Origin of the sequence: Psychrobacillus sp. FSL H8-0487 (genome assembly GCF_038008385.1) — a bacterium.
Classification (GTDB): Bacteria; Bacillota; Bacilli; order Bacillales_A; family Planococcaceae; genus Psychrobacillus; species Psychrobacillus psychrotolerans.
Map to the genome: position 1 here is coordinate 2785967 of NZ_JBBOZA010000001.1, position 16817 is coordinate 2802783.

The 16817-nt window shown below is 31.8% G+C and carries 16 protein-coding genes; 5 read left to right on the plus strand and 11 right to left on the minus strand.

The window, feature by feature from the left end:
• Nucleotides 1–170: 170 nt before the first annotated feature.
• Nucleotides 171–347, plus strand: a complete 177-nt coding sequence (locus MHI47_RS14235; RefSeq protein ID WP_175496292.1) for a hypothetical protein — start codon at nt 171–173, stop codon at nt 345–347.
• A gap of 76 nt (nt 348–423) precedes the next feature.
• On the opposite strand, the gene MHI47_RS14240 is transcribed toward MHI47_RS14235, so the two are convergent.
• Both MHI47_RS14240 and MHI47_RS14245 read right to left on the minus strand, forming a co-directional pair.
• Nucleotides 424–762 (minus strand): nucleotide pyrophosphohydrolase, encoded by a 339-nt coding sequence (locus MHI47_RS14240; protein WP_340831235.1) that lies wholly within the window; start codon nt 760–762, stop codon nt 424–426.
• Nucleotides 755–2401, minus strand: a complete 1647-nt coding sequence (locus MHI47_RS14245; RefSeq protein ID WP_340831237.1) for a DUF2075 domain-containing protein — start codon at nt 2399–2401, stop codon at nt 755–757. Before MHI47_RS14245 ends, MHI47_RS14240 begins: the two co-directional genes overlap by 8 nt.
• 226 nt (nt 2402–2627) lie before the next feature.
• Between MHI47_RS14245 and MHI47_RS14250 the strand changes: the two genes are divergently transcribed.
• Both MHI47_RS14250 and MHI47_RS14255 read left to right on the plus strand, forming a co-directional pair.
• The gene (locus MHI47_RS14250) at nt 2628–2807 is read left to right on the plus strand and encodes a hypothetical protein (RefSeq protein ID WP_340831239.1); all 180 of its coding nucleotides are present in this window, start codon (nt 2628–2630) and stop codon (nt 2805–2807) included.
• 549 nt (nt 2808–3356) lie between these two features.
• On the plus strand, nt 3357–4865 hold the full coding sequence (locus MHI47_RS14255; RefSeq protein WP_340831240.1) for a DUF1846 domain-containing protein: 1509 nt from the start codon (nt 3357–3359) through the stop codon (nt 4863–4865).
• A 405-nt stretch (nt 4866–5270) separates the two neighbouring features.
• Here the strand turns inward: MHI47_RS14255 and MHI47_RS14260 are convergent, their stop codons facing one another.
• From MHI47_RS14260 to MHI47_RS14270, 3 genes are all read right to left on the minus strand, one after another.
• Nucleotides 5271–5795 carry a hypothetical protein gene (locus MHI47_RS14260; protein WP_340831242.1) on the minus strand — a complete coding sequence of 175 codons (525 nt, stop codon included), beginning with the start codon at nt 5793–5795 and terminating at the stop codon, nt 5271–5273.
• Nucleotides 5796–6250: 455 nt separating this feature from the next.
• Nucleotides 6251–8242, minus strand: coding sequence for a hypothetical protein (locus MHI47_RS14265; protein WP_340831243.1), 1992 nt, complete (start codon nt 8240–8242; stop codon nt 6251–6253).
• Nucleotides 8229–8780, minus strand: a complete 552-nt coding sequence (locus MHI47_RS14270; RefSeq protein ID WP_340831244.1) for a hypothetical protein — start codon at nt 8778–8780, stop codon at nt 8229–8231. The genes MHI47_RS14265 and MHI47_RS14270 overlap by 14 nt, the downstream gene beginning before the upstream one ends.
• A gap of 608 nt (nt 8781–9388) precedes the next feature.
• On the opposite strand from MHI47_RS14270, the gene MHI47_RS14275 reads away from it, so the two are divergent.
• Nucleotides 9389–11485, plus strand: coding sequence for a DUF262 domain-containing protein (locus tag MHI47_RS14275; RefSeq protein WP_340831246.1), 2097 nt, complete (start codon nt 9389–9391; stop codon nt 11483–11485).
• Nucleotides 11486–11563: 78 nt separating this feature from the next.
• On the opposite strand, the gene MHI47_RS14280 is transcribed toward MHI47_RS14275, so the two are convergent.
• The 3 genes from MHI47_RS14280 to MHI47_RS14290 form a co-directional block, all read right to left on the minus strand.
• On the minus strand, nt 11564–11998 hold the full coding sequence (locus tag MHI47_RS14280) for a tyrosine-type recombinase/integrase (protein ID WP_340831247.1): 435 nt from the start codon (nt 11996–11998) through the stop codon (nt 11564–11566).
• Between the two features lie 14 nt (nt 11999–12012).
• On the minus strand, nt 12013–12177 hold the full coding sequence (locus tag MHI47_RS14285; RefSeq protein ID WP_340831248.1) for a hypothetical protein: 165 nt from the start codon (nt 12175–12177) through the stop codon (nt 12013–12015).
• Between the two features lie 765 nt (nt 12178–12942).
• Nucleotides 12943–13605 (minus strand): hypothetical protein, encoded by a 663-nt coding sequence (locus MHI47_RS14290; protein ID WP_340831249.1) that lies wholly within the window; start codon nt 13603–13605, stop codon nt 12943–12945.
• 391 nt (nt 13606–13996) lie between these two features.
• Here MHI47_RS14290 and MHI47_RS14295 point away from each other — a divergent pair, with 391 nt between their 5' ends.
• Nucleotides 13997–14413: a hypothetical protein gene (locus MHI47_RS14295; protein WP_340831250.1), complete on the plus strand. Its 417-nt coding sequence runs from the start codon at nt 13997–13999 to the stop codon at nt 14411–14413.
• Between the two features lie 645 nt (nt 14414–15058).
• Here MHI47_RS14295 and MHI47_RS14300 read toward each other — a convergent pair.
• The 3 genes from MHI47_RS14300 to MHI47_RS14310 form a co-directional block, all read right to left on the minus strand.
• Nucleotides 15059–15283, minus strand: coding sequence for a hypothetical protein (locus tag MHI47_RS14300; RefSeq protein WP_340831251.1), 225 nt, complete (start codon nt 15281–15283; stop codon nt 15059–15061).
• A 106-nt stretch (nt 15284–15389) separates the two neighbouring features.
• Nucleotides 15390–15845, minus strand: a complete 456-nt coding sequence (locus MHI47_RS14305; RefSeq protein ID WP_340831253.1) for a hypothetical protein — start codon at nt 15843–15845, stop codon at nt 15390–15392.
• Nucleotides 15845–16669 carry a ParA family protein gene (locus tag MHI47_RS14310; protein WP_340831254.1) on the minus strand — a complete coding sequence of 275 codons (825 nt, stop codon included), beginning with the start codon at nt 16667–16669 and terminating at the stop codon, nt 15845–15847. The genes MHI47_RS14305 and MHI47_RS14310 overlap by 1 nt, the downstream gene beginning before the upstream one ends.
• Nucleotides 16670–16817: the final 148 nt, after the last annotated feature.

Here is a 16817-nt window from a genome sequence, read left to right on the forward strand (position 1 = left end):
CTTCCCCACAGGATATTTCTCTTCATTTTTAGTTAATTTTTTATGTAAAGTATTTATCCGCTAACTCTTCCTTCATCTTCTCTAAGTTCTTTTCAACAGCCTCTTCACTCGTTTTCCACTGGCATCCTTCTCTTGTTTATTTCATATAATATGGAAAAGGAGGTTTTTTAATGTTACCAGCTATACTATTACAGCTTGCTTACCTATTTATTTTCATATGGTCAGTAGCAATGCTAGTGCAAGACTTTCAAGGAACACATAAGAATTGGTTAACCGTATTGTTACACATCTCTGTTGCAATCGTTTCACTAAACTACTTACTGGTTTCTCTTGGCATAAGTATCTAACCATTAAATAAGCCATGCTTACCTACGTGTAAGCATGGCTCATTTTTTTGAGGTGATGGGTCATGGAATACTCTTACTAAAATTCTGTATATTTTTTATTACTCCCGAATGACTTCTCCACAGGATATTTCTTATCATTTTTAGTTAATTTTTTATGTGCTGCGCTCACAACATCAATATTAGTTTCATTAGCAAACAAAAGTGCATAAGTTATTATATCTGCTAACTCTTCCTTCATTTTCTCTAAGTTCTTTTCAACAGCCTCTTCACTCGTTTTCCACTGAAAAAGTTCCAATAGCTCACTAGCCTCAAGTGATAATGATAATGCTAAATCTTTAGGGTTATGGAATTGATGCCAGTTGCGTTCGTCTCTGAATTGCAGAATTTTTTCGCTTAGTTGCTCAAGTTCACTCATGTGTTTCACCTGCTTTTTGATATTCTAATAATTTGTTTCGTAATGCATCATCACTTGTATAAATGTATAGTCCTTTGATTCCACGCTTCATTAGAATATTGATGGAGTTAAGAACGATTTTTTCTTTTGCTTCATTTACATTGGCAATGCCTTCTGTACCTGTATAAGCACCTTTATCCATATACTTACTTGTATCAATGACAATTTCATCTTTAGCTGTATCATACTTAACAGATGGCCCGAGCACCACACCAACGTAATTTAAATCGAAACCTTGAATTGTATAAATAGAGCCAGCCTCGTTTACCGTTTCTGGTTTTTCAGCCCAGGTATATTTCGTACTTGTAGTATTCCAAGGCATCTTGTACTCACCATTTGACTCGTTCACATAATAGGTACCACCATCTTTTTTATGTAAGTAATCAAATGTTGAAACCACTCGACTTAGCCCAAATTCATTGTTTTGCACCTTAATTTTTTCATGCATATCTTCCATTGTCTCAAACACTTTGAATTCATAGTTCTTGTCCTGAGGTATTGGCAATAATTGCTTATTTTTGAATGCATTAATCCAGTTGATAACATCATCATTGGCTTGCATACGGAACTGATTTGTTAATTGATACTCTTCATGATAAGTGCTTTTCCTTTTTAATTGCTCTAGGGCTGCTGCCCCCCATAAGCTTTTCAATTTCAGAACCTGACCTTGGTCGTAAATAATGACAACTACTTTTGCTAATTTTAAAAGCTCCTCCAAATGATTATTTCCATGGAAGTTATTATACGTATCTGGCTTGGTAAGTAATAAATGAGCTTCGTCTACGAAAATGATATCCGCCTTTTTATTCTGTTTTTGAAGTGTATTGATTAATGGTGTTGGTTTCGCAAAGTTCTTCCCTTTTAAATGCTTCACCTGTTTCGCAATGCCTTTATACGTCTTAAACATCTCTTCATGATTTACAGCTAAATAATTTTCTGTTTGAGAAAGTGGTGAAGAAGCTTCTTCTGCCCGCTCTTGAATCGTATTAAAAATAGAGCTTAAAACAACGCTTTTACCTACTCCAGCTTCCCCCTCAATCACTAATAAGCTCCCATATTCTTCTGAGCTTACTTTTACTTGTTTCTCACAAAATTCGAGAACTTTTTCTTTTAATTCGATTTGTTCTATAGATAATTCCTTGAATGGAGACAATTTAAAAATATCTTTATTTTCGATTGTGTGTAGCTCATGATTAACTAACTTTTGGTCATATAACTTTTGCCAAAGTTCTATAAATAATTGCTGATCGTAGTAAGGTTTGTTGTAGTAGTTATGAGTAAAATCGCTAGCCGTTTTACTTTTGTTTTGTAACGTATACTTTTCATCACCAAGGAAGTAATTAATAAGCTTCGTTTCCAAATGAAACGTTGCCGAACGATTAAACTTTTCGTGCTTAATCAGATTAATTTGATCTATATTTTTCCGTGCTTTTAAGTGTGCTTTCATACGATTTTTGAAATACACTGTCTCGCCTATATAAGCTTCCTTGTTACCATTTAGCACATAAATAACGGGGTAATTTAAGTATTGTTCTGTGTTGTTTATTTTGCTAATGCTTTCTTGTTTGAAAGGCCATGATATTACTTCTATTGCTGACAACGTTCCCCCTGCTTTCTACGTGTTTATTCAGATAATAGAATAAACACTTCAATAAGTCTTCTTTGTATTATTATATCAAGTCGTTAGAACTACTCAACATTGTAGTTACTCAAGCTTTTTCAACATATAGTGTTTTTGACTATATTCAAATGAAATTCAATGCAAAAAAAACATAAACAGATCGCATTATTTCGAGATGGATTTCTTACACGGAGGGGATATGAATATGATGGATATTATTATTGAAATGCTTGAAGAGGAAAATAAGAAATGTAGTGAATCACTCGAGAGGCACATCAAAAGCAAGGATAAAGTTGATTTTAATCAGTACCTCAAATATCATCATAGAGCAGGAGTTCTCATCGAACTAGCGGAACGGTGTTTGGAATCTTTAGAGAATCAATAGATAAAGTGTCTAATAAGATGCTGACTGAAGTTCCTATCTTCATAAATTGAACTAATAGTATTTCTTATTTGATAGCTTTTGGAAAGTACGTGGTCTATTACCAACAAGCTACATTTGGCATTTGTTTAAAAACTACTTCCATTCCATAACTTATCGGTGTCCAATTTTATTACTGGCAATACTTTTTCTACTTTCTAACTATGTTTCTTCATTCTTTAGATGGTAACCAATTCGCAAAGGCTAATCGCCATTCAGGAGTGTTAAAGAATTGATTAAATGTTTGAGTTTAGGAATGCTAAACTATAAAAAGTTAAGCGGGACAACTCCTCATGCCCAAACTCCGTTACTTTGGTTGAATAGATTCATGATAAGGTCAATGTACCTTTAGAATAACCCAATCACTGAAACGGTTGGACCAGTTTTCCTTTGTCTATTTTTTAAAAAGCTTTATAATGATAAAAGATGTATTTTAGTTAGTATTCTCTCTTAAGGATTTTTTATTAGTAGGTTTAAGGGAAAGCTTAAAGTATAGAAGGCGGGCAGAAATTAATGAAAAAAGTTGGATTTGATTCGGAGAAATATTTGCAAGAACAATCTGCCTACATCTTAGAACGGGTGCAGCAGTATGATAAACTTTACTTGGAATTTGGCGGAAAATTGATAGGTGACAAACATGCCAAGCGTGTCTTGCCTGGATTTGATGAAGATGCGAAGATCAAATTATTGTATACACTGAAAGAAAATGCGGAAATCATCATCTGTGTGTACGCTGGAGACATCGAGCGGAACAAAGTCCGTGAAGATTACGGTATCACTTATGACCAAGATGTCTTGCGCTTAATCGATGAATATCGGGCATATGGCATTTCTGTCAACAGTGTGTTACTCACTCGTTATCAAGGACAGCCAACTGCCAAAGTATTTATGAGCAAGCTTGAGAGAAGCGGAATTAGCGTCTACACTCACAGTGAAATCAAAGGTTATCCCACAAATGTGGACGCGGTCATTGGCGAGGAGGGATTTGCAATGAATCCCTATATTAAAACGACAAAGCCAATCGTGGTAGTAACGGCACCTGGGCCGGCCAGCGGTAAGCTTGCAACCTGCCTTAACCAAATGTACCACGAGAATAAACTGGGAAATAAAGTCGGCTATGCCAAGTTTGAAACTTTTCCCGTTTGGAACTTGCCGTTAAAGCACCCGGTAAACATCGCTTATGAAGCGGCTACCGTCGATTTGAAAGACGTGAATATGATTGACAATTATCACTATGAAGCATACGGGACAGTAGCGATCAATTACAATCGTGATATGGAGACGTTTCCTGTCATCAAACGGATTATTGAAAGGATTACTGGTAAAGAGTCTGTTTACCGCTCACCAACCGATATGGGTGTTAATCGTCTGAAATCTGGTATCACCGACGATATAGTCGTGCAGGAAGCTGCCAGGCAGGAAATCATTCGGCGAAGTTTCAGCGTAGAGAACGACTATAAAAAAGGGCTTGCCGATGAAGATAGTGTACGCCATATGCAAGTGATTTTGGAAGAGACTGACTTAAAGAAAGAGGATCGGGTACCTGTATTGCCGGCTCGTAATTATGCGAAAGCAATCCAAGAGAGAATTGACAGCACGAATCTGCAAGCCGTAATTGCGATTGAACTACCAAATGGCGCGATGATTACCGGTCGAACGACAACTTTGATGGATGCTTCGGCAGCCGCGATTCTGAATGGGTTGAAGAAATTGGCCAATATTGCCGATGAAATTGATTTGTTGTCACCGATGATTTTGCAGACGATTCAACGGTTAAAAACCGATGATTTGAACAGTCGAGTCCCGACACTAAGCGCCAATGAAGTGCTGATTGCACTGGCAATCAGTGCGGTCACCAACCCTACTTCTGAGTTGGCTTATAAGCAGATGCCAAATTTAAAAGACACACAAGCTCATTCTACGGTTATAATGAATAGAGAAAATGAACAGACCTTTAAAAAGCTTGGAATCGACATTACCAACGATCCGGTATATCCGACTGAAAACCTGTATTACAATTAGGTTTTGGTAAATGCCTGCCTTTTTCTTGTTATATGGAAGGCTAGGCAAATGTTTTTTTGTTTATAGAGTTAACTAAAAAGGTGTAGTCTTCTCCTTATGAGAAGACTACACCTTTTTGGATTAATGGATTAAAAATGGAGACGGCGGGAGTCGAATCCCTATCTGTAAAAGTTGCTGTAACAGCAGTGTTTTAAAGGGTTATTATCTGTTATTAAGAACTCTTGACTACGGTTTTGACTACGGTTTAGAAAAATGTATTACGGAGGCAAGATTATTTAATGTTAACAAGTTATTACTACATCTTTTAATTAATTTTATTTTCAAGTAAAAAAGTAAAATGAATAAAACGGAAAAAAATTAAGCTACTTTTGAAATTTTGGTAGTTTTATTGTCAGTCTTAAGTTTTTACTTTAGTAAATCAGCACCTACTTGATACATTCCAATTAACATCCTACCTACTTCATCAGCAAATTCTATAGAAAATTTAAATTGTTGACCATCTTCTTTGTAAAATGTTTCTAAATGGAAACAAAGATATCTACCAAGATTACTGCTTACAAACTCCAATAATTCTTTACTTGAATAATTAGGTTTCTCAGATATAAATGACGTTATTTTCTTTTCTAACCAGATTGAATAGTTTTCTAAGATTTCCTCACTATGTTCATATCTTTTGAACATTGCTTTCTTGAGGTCTTTTGCTAATTTATCAGGTACATCGACGAATAAACCATTAAGCTGATACGCTGTTGCAGGCAAGAGGTTATCCAGCTTTACCCCTAAAACTGGAGTTGGGGTTAAAAACCAGATAAGTTCTTCTGAATACTCCATCTTTACTTCAGATGATAAATATGCTTTAGCACCGGACACTATTATTTCAAAATAATTATCTATAACTTTGTAATTATTATTTTTGAAGAATCCACCCATTTTATAATTCACCTTTCTAATGATTAATTAAGAATGCTATAGCTAACTTTCTTGAAATAATAGCTTAGTTTTATTACTCTTCATTAAAGAAGTTTAAGTTACTTATCTCATTTATTATAAAAGCATTTAATTGACTAACTCTCCTTATTAATGGTATAGCTCAGTTCATTGTAAGGAGAAAGAGATGTTTTAATAACAGAATTCAGTTTACTTTTGATTGTCTATAAATCGTACTTTGTTTTCAGAATGTTGATTTGAAACATGACATACCTCATTTTTGTTGGTATAAAAACTAAATTAAATTTTCTTTAACTACCTCCATATCGTATAAAGAATATTCAGCATCATAGTGTCAATTAAATGCAATTTCTTCCGCTTGTCCTTGTGTCAAAGCATTCGTGAGATTCCCTACAATAAAAGCAACAGAATGGAACTACTACTTTACTTTTCTATTTCTAACTATTAATTTCTAATACAAAACCTAAATCCGAATTTATTAATTCAATACTCATATCAAAATAAACCTCTATAATTCTTTTACTAATTCTAAGGTATTCTATTGCCTCATCCATTTCAAATTTTAGATTTATATCATTTGTAATGTTAATAAAATATCCATCATCTTTTTTTACAAGAGTGTTCATTATTTCGACATAAAGTGGTTCTCTAATTACAACTTCTAATTGCCCACGATTTATTCTTAATGAGTCCTTATTAAAACCTATCCATTCAGGTTTCTCAATATACTCCTTGTTTCGTATCTCGCGTAGCAAATTACGATAATACTCTTTGGCTTCTTCTTTTTCCGTATACATAAAACTTGAATTTTCTTTTATTCCATAGATTAAAGAATTAATACTATTTTCGTTCAATTCCTCTGCTGAACTTATTAATTCCTTTAATGTCTCTATCTTATTTACAGCACTAAATTTTACAGTCTTTTGAAGGAAACCCTTATTCAAAAGACTTGCTCTTATATACTCGTTTAAAGCCCTATCGAAAATTGAACCGATGAAACTAAAGTCTTGTTCTACCTTATCTGCAATAAACTCTATGGGCACTGTAATACTAACAAATTGAATTTTATTATTTTGTACGACAACATTATCAATGTTATCCTTTGTTGTTTTAAAAAAGGCATTACTAGTAATAATTTGGTTTAACTTTTCAACCATCCCATTCTTATTTAAATTGAGTATTTCAAAATTTTCATTTGCACTTCTAACTCTTTCAAAGATAATTTTTTTGTATCTTGTCATAAGTTCATTTTGAAGATTAGTCAGCTCATTCTTACTATCTCCTTCTGAAAATCCAAAAATTTGTTTAAACAATTCATAGGATTTTACTATATTACACGAAATGAGATTACCATTTATGAAAGTATTTATGAAAATAAATACTTCATTTTCATCTAAAACTTCTTCACTAACATTATCAACTCGAAAATTACCAGTAGCTATGGTTAAATAATAAAAGAACTCCCTTACTACTCCATTCATTAAGAGTATTTTAGCATCCTCACCAAAATGCTCCCAAGTATGAAGACTCTTTTGAACTTCGCTATAATCTTTCCATAAATCACAGATACTAGATAGTTCATTTTTGAATAGACTTCTATTATTTTGAAGGATTTTGTTGTAGAATTCCTTGTCTTCATCTTCAATTAATTCTTCTTTTCCTATTAAATAAAATAAATATATAGAAATTTTTAAATAAATTATATTGACATTCAATTTATCTTTAAGAAAATAACCATTTTTGCTGAATACATTCAAGAATATTTGAAAACTTTCACTATCTTTTAAATCTATTGCCGATTTAAATACCCTTTCAATTACTGATTGCACCACTTTTCTTTTATTATCATCAGAAATCACAAAATTATATATTGGTAGATTTAAACAATGATTAGAAAATCTTTTAATTAAAATTCTTTTAGAGTCCTTATCCAAAAGTAAATTCTTATAAAGACAAAAATAATATCTACTAAATAGATTAGGGATATTATTGTCTTGTAAAACGCCTTTAAAAACACCTGTATTTTCTAGCATATCGTCAAATAAGTCTAAAATATCCATTTCCTGTAATTTAGTTAAATTCCTCTCATCTCTTACATAATTCAATAAACTGTTCAAAGTTTCATCAAAATATAATTGAACCTTAAATCCATTATCCTTGTTAATTTGATAAAACTGTCTCATGTACTTTAATGCCTCTACTTGCATGTTATTTTTAACCATTTTATCAAAAAGTTTATCTGTATATTGTTCCCAAATCTTAAAAAATCTAGATTTCATGGGATTTTCACTTTCTATGGAGATTAAGCCTAGAATATCCCCCAAAATTTCTAAGTTTTCATTAATACCATTAATAGCTTTGTTTTCAATTTGAATATTAGTATGTAAATATATATTATTTAATAATTCATTCACCTTATTTGTTTCCATTATTTATCTCCTTATTTTCTTTGGAAATAGCTTTCTTGCATTCAATTAAAATATAATTCTTTATTTCTTTAGATACTTCACCATCATATATAGATAATTTAATACTGGTGTACAACATATGACAAATAATAACAATGTTAAAAGCGAATAATAAAACGACTCCAGCGAGAGCTTGATAAGCAACAAACCAATATTGAATAAAGATAAGAATAATGGATAATATTATCTCGTCTTGATATTTATATATTTTCCTTCCGACTACTAATACATATTCTAATGTTTTCATCCCATATCTTTCTTCTTTATTTAACCCGACGATAAGAGCCATCATTGCAATTGTTAATGTCACTACACCAGCATGTACTTGCCAAAGAGTATTAACTAAGACATCCAAACTATCTTGTTTCATAGTTAATTTATGAACAAACCAGTTATCATTAGTAGAAAAATACCTAGTTAAAATAAACCCTAGCGTAGCCAATATCAATGTTGTAAAAACAATATTCCATATAGAGAAAAATTTATTTTTTGTCGTCATATTCCTTCCTCCTACCTTAAGGAATATTTTACTACAAATTTCTCCTAATTAACGCTAAAGAAAACATTTTTAGAAAGTGCTTAAGATGTTAAAATAATTTCATCTATATGATTTGAAGCTGAACACCTATTATATTAAAAGTTTTAGCGGACTATTTTTTTCTTTGTGAAGAAATGATATAATTAAGATTCCTTCCGGTAAACCCGGAAGGAGGTGTATGCGTGATGTGGAAAATCCATCTTATAATGGTTGAGAAACGTCTTACAGGGCTGACTTGTTACCTTAATGCAGACGTGCTAGGTGCTTTTCTAATTTCTCTTTTAGAATTGTTTTAATCGAGGGGACATAAGTTGGTATTGTAGTGTACATAAATATAATGACACCGGGAGACGTTCCCGGTGTCTTTTTACTTATATCTCCTATGAAAAAGTTTTAAAATATACTTACAATATTCACTCTTATTGAAGTTTGCATAATATGACCTTCTAGAAATGTATTCAAGTAAATAATATATAACTATTCTCCTACTTCAACCTACTTTTTCACTACCAAAAATACAATATAATGTATAATTAAATTAGGTTATTATTTTATAGGGGGTTAAGTATATGGAAGCGGATAAAAATAGTATTTTAGGTTTCTTAAGTGCTCAAAATAGAAGATTTTCTATCCCTGTATATCAAAGGGAATATACATGGAATATAACGCATTGTGGTAGATTGTTAAATGATATAAAAACCATAATGAAGCACCCAAATAAAAGACATTTTATTGGTTCAGTAGTTCAAATTTCAAATAAGCATGGACTCATCAGTCAAATAAACGAAGCAACAATAATTGACGGACAACAACGTATCACTACTGTTTCATTAATTTTAATTGCACTCCGTGACTATATTAGAGAACAATTTGAACATATTGACGATACTATTTCAGAAGAAATTGAAGAAACGTACCTAGTGAATAGTAGAAAAAAGAACGATGATTATATTAAATTGCATTTAACCAAAAAAGATAAGGCAGTTTATGACAAACTTATTTATGGTATACCGTTAGACGAAAATACTTCAAACAATAACATTATAAACAATTATCATTATTTTTATAAACAAATTAAAAGTCAAAAAATCAATATAGAAGAACTTTACGATGGCTTAGCTAAATTAGACATTGTTGAAATTGCATTAGAACGAGATATTGACGACCCTCAATTAATATTCGAAAGTTTGAACTCTACTGGGGAAAAACTAGTAGAATCTGACTTAATTCGAAATTTTTTATTAATGGGGTTAGAAAACGAAATTCAAGCTCATATATACAATGAATACTGGTATCCTATTGAAGAAAGATTAGATTCTTTTGGAAAGAATACACTCTCTAATTTTATTAAAGATTTTCTAACTATAAAAAATTTAAAAATTCCAAAAGAGTCACAGGTTTTTACTGATTTTAAATCATATTTTTTTAAAAACTATGTCCGCAATAAAACAAATATTGAAAAATTTATCACAGAACTAGATAAATTTTCGAAAATATATAAAAAAATTATCTCAGCATCTGATTTAGATAATAAGATTACTACACATTTGAAAGGCTTAGAATTCTTAGAAGTGAAAGTAATTTACCCTTTTATTATGTATCTTTATGATTATTATATTAAAAATGAAATCTCGAAAGAAGACTTTTCTAGAATTCTATCTTTAATTGAAAGTTATTTAACTAGGCGGATAATTTTAGAACATGGTTCTCAGGGGCTAAATAAAGTATTCGTTACGTTCATAAGAGACTTCGATAATAATAATCCTGTAAAATCATTTGAAATTGCTCTATTAAATAAAAAAGGGCATCACAGATTCCCTAATAATGAAGAAATCGAGAATGCATTCCTTTTACGAAACGTATATACAATCAAAACAAACTACAAAAAGTATATTCTCTATTCTTTAGAAAGGTCACTTTCAAATGAAGTAGTAGATTTAACAAGTCAAATCTCAATTGAACACATAATGCCTCAAAATATAGATAATCATATATACTGGCAAGATATTCTAGGTGCGAATTGGCAAGATATTCATCAAAAATATCTCCACACGATTGGAAACTTAACTCTTACTGCATATAACAGTAATCTTAGTAATAAGACATTTATTGAAAAAAAGGAAATGCTAATTTCTGGTTATAATGATTCATCATTTAACTTATCAAAAACACTAAAAAATTATTCAAGTTGGACAGAGCAGGATATCTTAAATCGCTCTAAATTCCTAATAAGCCAAGCATTAAATATTTGGGAATATCCTTACTCACATTCTATACAACAAAATCTTAATAAGTCTGAAATTACACTTGAAGATTCTTGGACAAATATTAAACCAATTAGTTTTGAGTTCTTGTCTGAAAAAACTGCTGTTAGAACATCTATAGATGTTTATTTAAATGTAATTAAACAACTCTATCTCTTTGATTCTGATGCATTTTATCAAACTTTAAACGAAGAAGAAATTTTGAATGTAAAGTTCCATTCAATCGGGGAGAATGAGTTTGATGAAAGTAAATCCTCAAAAATTGCTGATGATATCTATATAAATACTAATATTAGTAATGAGGCAAAGCGAAAAAATCTACAGGTGCTGTTCGATTCGATGGAAATTGATGAAAATGACTTGGTAATAGAAATTGAAAATCCTCATCTGATTAGTATTTAAAATTTGAGCACCAATCCATAAAGGTTGGTGCTATTTACTTAAAAACAGCACTTACTTATGGTACCTTCCTACTTCGTATTAATAATGTTTTAAATTCATAAATATATCTGTAATCTTTTCAGCTTCAATTCCAATATACCTTAAAGTGGTTTTTTGAGAAGAGTGATTTAAAATTTCTTGCAAGTATACAATTATCATTGGATTCTCCGTTATGTTATCTGCATAAATCCTAAAAGCACCAGTTTTACGCAAAGTATGTGTACCATAGTTCCCTTTTATATTTAAAGCTTTGCAAGTATCCTTAATAATTTTGTGTAAAGCTTTTACATTAATTGCTTTATCACCTTTACGTGATTTAAAAATGTATTCATCCAACTTGAACTTCTCTCCAAGAGATAATCTGTATTCTGTTAATGCAGCGACAATGCTTGGATTAAGATTTACTTTCCTTGTTTTATCCGTTTTATCCTCGGTCAATGTAAAATGTACCTTGAAGGTTTTTGCATCTTCCAATACATCGCACCATCTTAATCCCCTGCTCGTAATAAACTATTGAAACCCATAACTACAATTGCATAATTTCTTATACTTGTTACATGTAGAAACTCAACTAACTTCTTTACATCCTTTTTATTTTTAATAGGTTCCACAGCTTCCGCTTTTGGTATATTGTTTGATTTTAAATTAACCATAGCTCCCCCCCCTCAATGCGAACTTTTATATCTTTAATTTTAATAGTTCGCATTAAAAAGTACAATCTATCACGTTGGACTGTACAAATACTAATTTAACCGCTGATACTACTGTGTTTTAGATACAAATATGAATGCGAACTTTTGTAATTTGTTCGTATTCGTTTTTATTGGCGTTACCTACTTTACCCCTTTTTTATTTCAAAACTCTTAATTTATCTTTATTTTCACACAACACTACCACTGCTAATCATTTATTAAGTACAGTTGATTTCCGTGTAAAATTTTAACTGTCATTCTGAAGAGCCGCATTTCTATAAATGCAGAAAGTAAGTTAGTCAGTAACTTAATCACAACGTAAAAAAACTCCATCCCAAGTAAATTGAACAGGGAATAGAGCTACAATTTATTTTTTCGTTTGAGATAGGAAACAAGAGAACCCGATACTTATTCCACTACTCCTTCAATAATTGAAGCATTAATGTTTGCCTTAACTTTGCAACTTTAGTCGTTTTAATATTTTCTTTTAACCATAAAAAACAATCCATCCTTGAGTTAGAAGCCTAGATGATTACCTTATTCTAGCTGAACCCTTGAAGGGAAACTGCTACTGCCTTTAACTGAATGGTGTTCCAGCACCTTCAGTCTTTTTACTGTACAGCTTTGTTGATGCCACTATACCGCATGATATATGAATTAGTCCATCCGACAAGTTGGAGTTAATACCAAATGTTTTTTTCATCTTCTTAGTACCCACAACTTACATCATTGATTTTGATGATAATAGATTCCGTTGGCATTTATATTGTATCCGTATTTCGGAAGGTATGTACGGAAAATATCGATGAATTGAACCTCCAAGTTCTTTAATTCCCTATAAGTCATTTCTGCTTCCGTGAACGTCGCTAACGGTGTATACGCGAAATAGAAACCGTTATTATAATCTTCTTGTAATCGTTGGTTTTGATGAGTTCCGTTTTTCAGAAAGTATTGATGAGCTTCCAATCGTTTTTGAATATCATCAGTTAATCCAATGTAAAATTTCCTGCGATAACTTCTTTTTTGGTAAACAATAATTGCATATATCCCTCGATTTCCATGATTTTTATTTGGAACTAAATTATGAGAAAACGAGTTAAACCCATAAGTATCTTCATAGGTTCCCAGGGCTTTCGCCAGCTCGTTTCTTTTCTCTCGAATATACATTTTTGCTGTACCTTTTGGGAATTCCAACAGGGAATCATAACCTAATTCATGTCCTTGTAAGTAAGCTTGATTCAACTCGTTGCTCTTATGTTGCTGATTTTCTATCTCCCAAAAGTTGCGTCTAACTACATCGACCATATTTGCCGATGAGTAGCCAAAAAAGAAACGCATTGTGTTGTAGTCAATAATACTAAAAACCCCTGGACCGTTTTTTACTATCATCCTATCGCTCCGTTCCATATAACCTTTACTTCTATAAAAACTTTATCCCAGTCTTTTCTAATCTACAAAACCATTATCTACACAAATAGTCATAAATCATTTCTATTCCTGCATTATTACCCCATAAATCTTTTATTTTTAACTGTCCTTAATAAACCTAAAATATACCTTCACCAAGAATCAATTCTAGAAATATATTTCAAATACCAACACTTTTGTAATGGTTATTAACAAAAATAAGTAGGATTATTAAGTTATTCTCGAAAAAAGCATTAAAAGTTCAGTAAATGGAGGATTTCCAACTAAAACGGACTAATACTAAACTCCCCCTTTTTTTCAACATTTTTTCATAATATCCTTTATAATGTTAAAAATTTTGGAGGATATAAAGATGGCTCAGACAAAACAAGGAAAAAACTATTGTATTAAATTGATTAATGGCAATCCATATTTGTACACTTGGAGATACCGACCTACCTATTTACGGACTAAAAGGAAGAGTCATCGATTCCAATGGAAGTATATCGGCAACTACAATAACAAGTTAGTCCAGAAACGTATTAGGAAATTACCTTCAGAGGAACAAGAAAAACTACATTTAGCATACTTGGAGAAGCTCCAAGAGTACGAGCTGGAGCAACGCCTTATACAAGAGCTCATGACGGAAGAGCCACATAAATCAGAATTAGCTAGAATTGCGAGGATTAACAACCGACAGAACCATCAGCAAGAAATGAATAAGTACAATCAAAATTTACGCAAAGTGTTCATGCAATATAAATCAAAACAACATAAGAACACACTATAAACAATAAAATCCAGGGAAATCGTCCCTGGATTTCTTCAAATCTGCTAATCTATTTAGTCAGTTTTTCAGAGTTTCTTCTATTTAAATATATTTATTCATCGAAGCCTTCAAAAACAGAATAATACTTAGGCATATCATTGTATGTAATCCTATTTTTCACTTTCAACCGTTGGACCCTTGGAAACAATCCTTCAACAACCTAGAAGTTTTCTTCTTCCTCTTAATCGCTTTGTTCTACTTACGTACATGTAGCTAGGACCTTAACAAATTCTCTTATACGATATCAAATAAGTTTCCTTTATGGTTATAATTGAATAATAGAATTTTTTAATGAAACAATATATTATAAGGCTATTCAAACTCAAAGAATGGGGTGGTTTTTATAGAAAGAAAAGACCGATTAGAGCTAGAATTGGAGAAAAATCGTGAAGCAATTAGAAAGCTAACAAAAATGATGGAGGATGTACAAAGGAGCCTTGAGGAAACTAAAAAAGGTCCCCCTAGTGAACGATTGAAAGAAATATCGACAAACAATGACGAGAATATATAAGTAATTAAAAACCACTACACACACTTTACTTAATAAGTGTGTGTAGTGGTTTTTCCTACTAATTTTGACCGGTTAGCATGGTGATTACTTTTACATTATATTTGATTCGGATTATTCTTTCTACTATTATGTATCATTTGGTTTAACGCTTCAGCGAACTCTTCCTCTGTGATTTTCTCTTCCAAAATCAGACGAACTAGTCGGGTCATTTCAGGTGTTATTTTTCCACCCTCAATTTGGATGCTTGCTTTCGCCTGTTTCATTGCTGCCTCGATATTATCCATTAACATCACTCCTTCACCAAAATTGTTGTTTTTCATGAAAATCCTGTCCCTTTAAGGATAATATTCTCGAAATCCTATATCTCTTTTAATCTGTTTAGTCAGTTTTGTAGAGTTTCTTCTATATATAGAGCAATTACAATTTCTATTGCTCCCGATTTGCTTCAAGAAATTGAATAATGACCTGTGTGTATATCTCTGCCAGAGTTACCCGGTTCTGAATCTTAAATTCTTGTACCTGCCTAAAAAGAACTTCTTCAAATTCAAAGTTTGCTTCTTCTACATCGTTAAAATTTATTTCCTGGTTATGGATGTTTATAATAAGAGAAAAAGGAAGTACTTTTTGTTTTTCTAAAAATTGCTTTAACATCAGATTAAATATCGTTTTTCTAAATTCACCTTGTCTAACACAATACATTTTGAAAAATTTCAGAACTACTCTTGGAACTTTTGTATTTACTTTCTTCATGGCTAGGTTTGACTTCTTATTATCCAAAAGACTCTCCATATTGGTTATAAAACTAGGCTTGTCAACTTTAGTAATATCCATATTTTCTATACTTGAAGTCGTGCCCATATGTACTTTCAAATGGTCTGCCATTATATTTCTCCCCCTTTGCTAAGTGGAAGGTTTAGCCTCATCAAGATTTCATCAGCAAGCCGCCAATGTAAGGATAACGCTTTACTATCTTTCACATTATAAAGTCCACGTTTATTTCTGGAAGGAAAGCCTGCAGCTGCATATTCAGTTATCTTGCTCTTTCGTTTGGTAACCGTATTAAATACTAGGTCTCCGTAGTGATGAATTACCAAGTCATGCACTTGTTTACTCAACTTGGTCCAATCTCTCATTCCTAAGGAAATACCTAACACTTCACTTGGGATTTGTTGAATCGCCCGGAATTCTTTTATATCATTTAGGTAACTTTGTATCATTTCTACTGAAAAAACCTCTGATTGAGAAGTGACAATATGGTGTGTTACCCCCGCCATAATAGATGAGTTGAGTAAAGATTTAGTAGGACTGACATCCAAAATGATAAAATCATACATTTCCTCTTGCGATAATGGCTGCAATAACATATTGAAATAAAGATACCTTTTATCTGAGGGGATTTTTTTTCTATCCATCATCCTTTCGAAAAGATTGATATTTTCATTCCCTGGAACGTAATCAATATTTTCTTTTAACTTCAATATGTTGTCTTTTAATTCATCATGTTTAACGGCTTCAAAAATATTTTTCTTTTGAAATTCTACATCCGTGGTACTCTTCGTTGTCAAAAAACGTGTTCCATTTCCTTGCGGGTCACAATCTATAAATAGTATTTTATACCCCTTATCTGCAAGTATGTGCGTCAAAATTACACTATTACTTGTTTTTCCAATTCCACCTTTATACAAAGAATTCAATAGCACTACCATTTTCTCCACTCCTTATCTTATAAACGTGCTAATCATTTAATCAGCTAGTTATTAATTGCAGAGAAATTTTGATAATCCTTTTATTTTAAATACTTTTATTGAAATTTTATTAGTAGCGTGACTTTCCCTTTCGAAAGGAGTTAATATA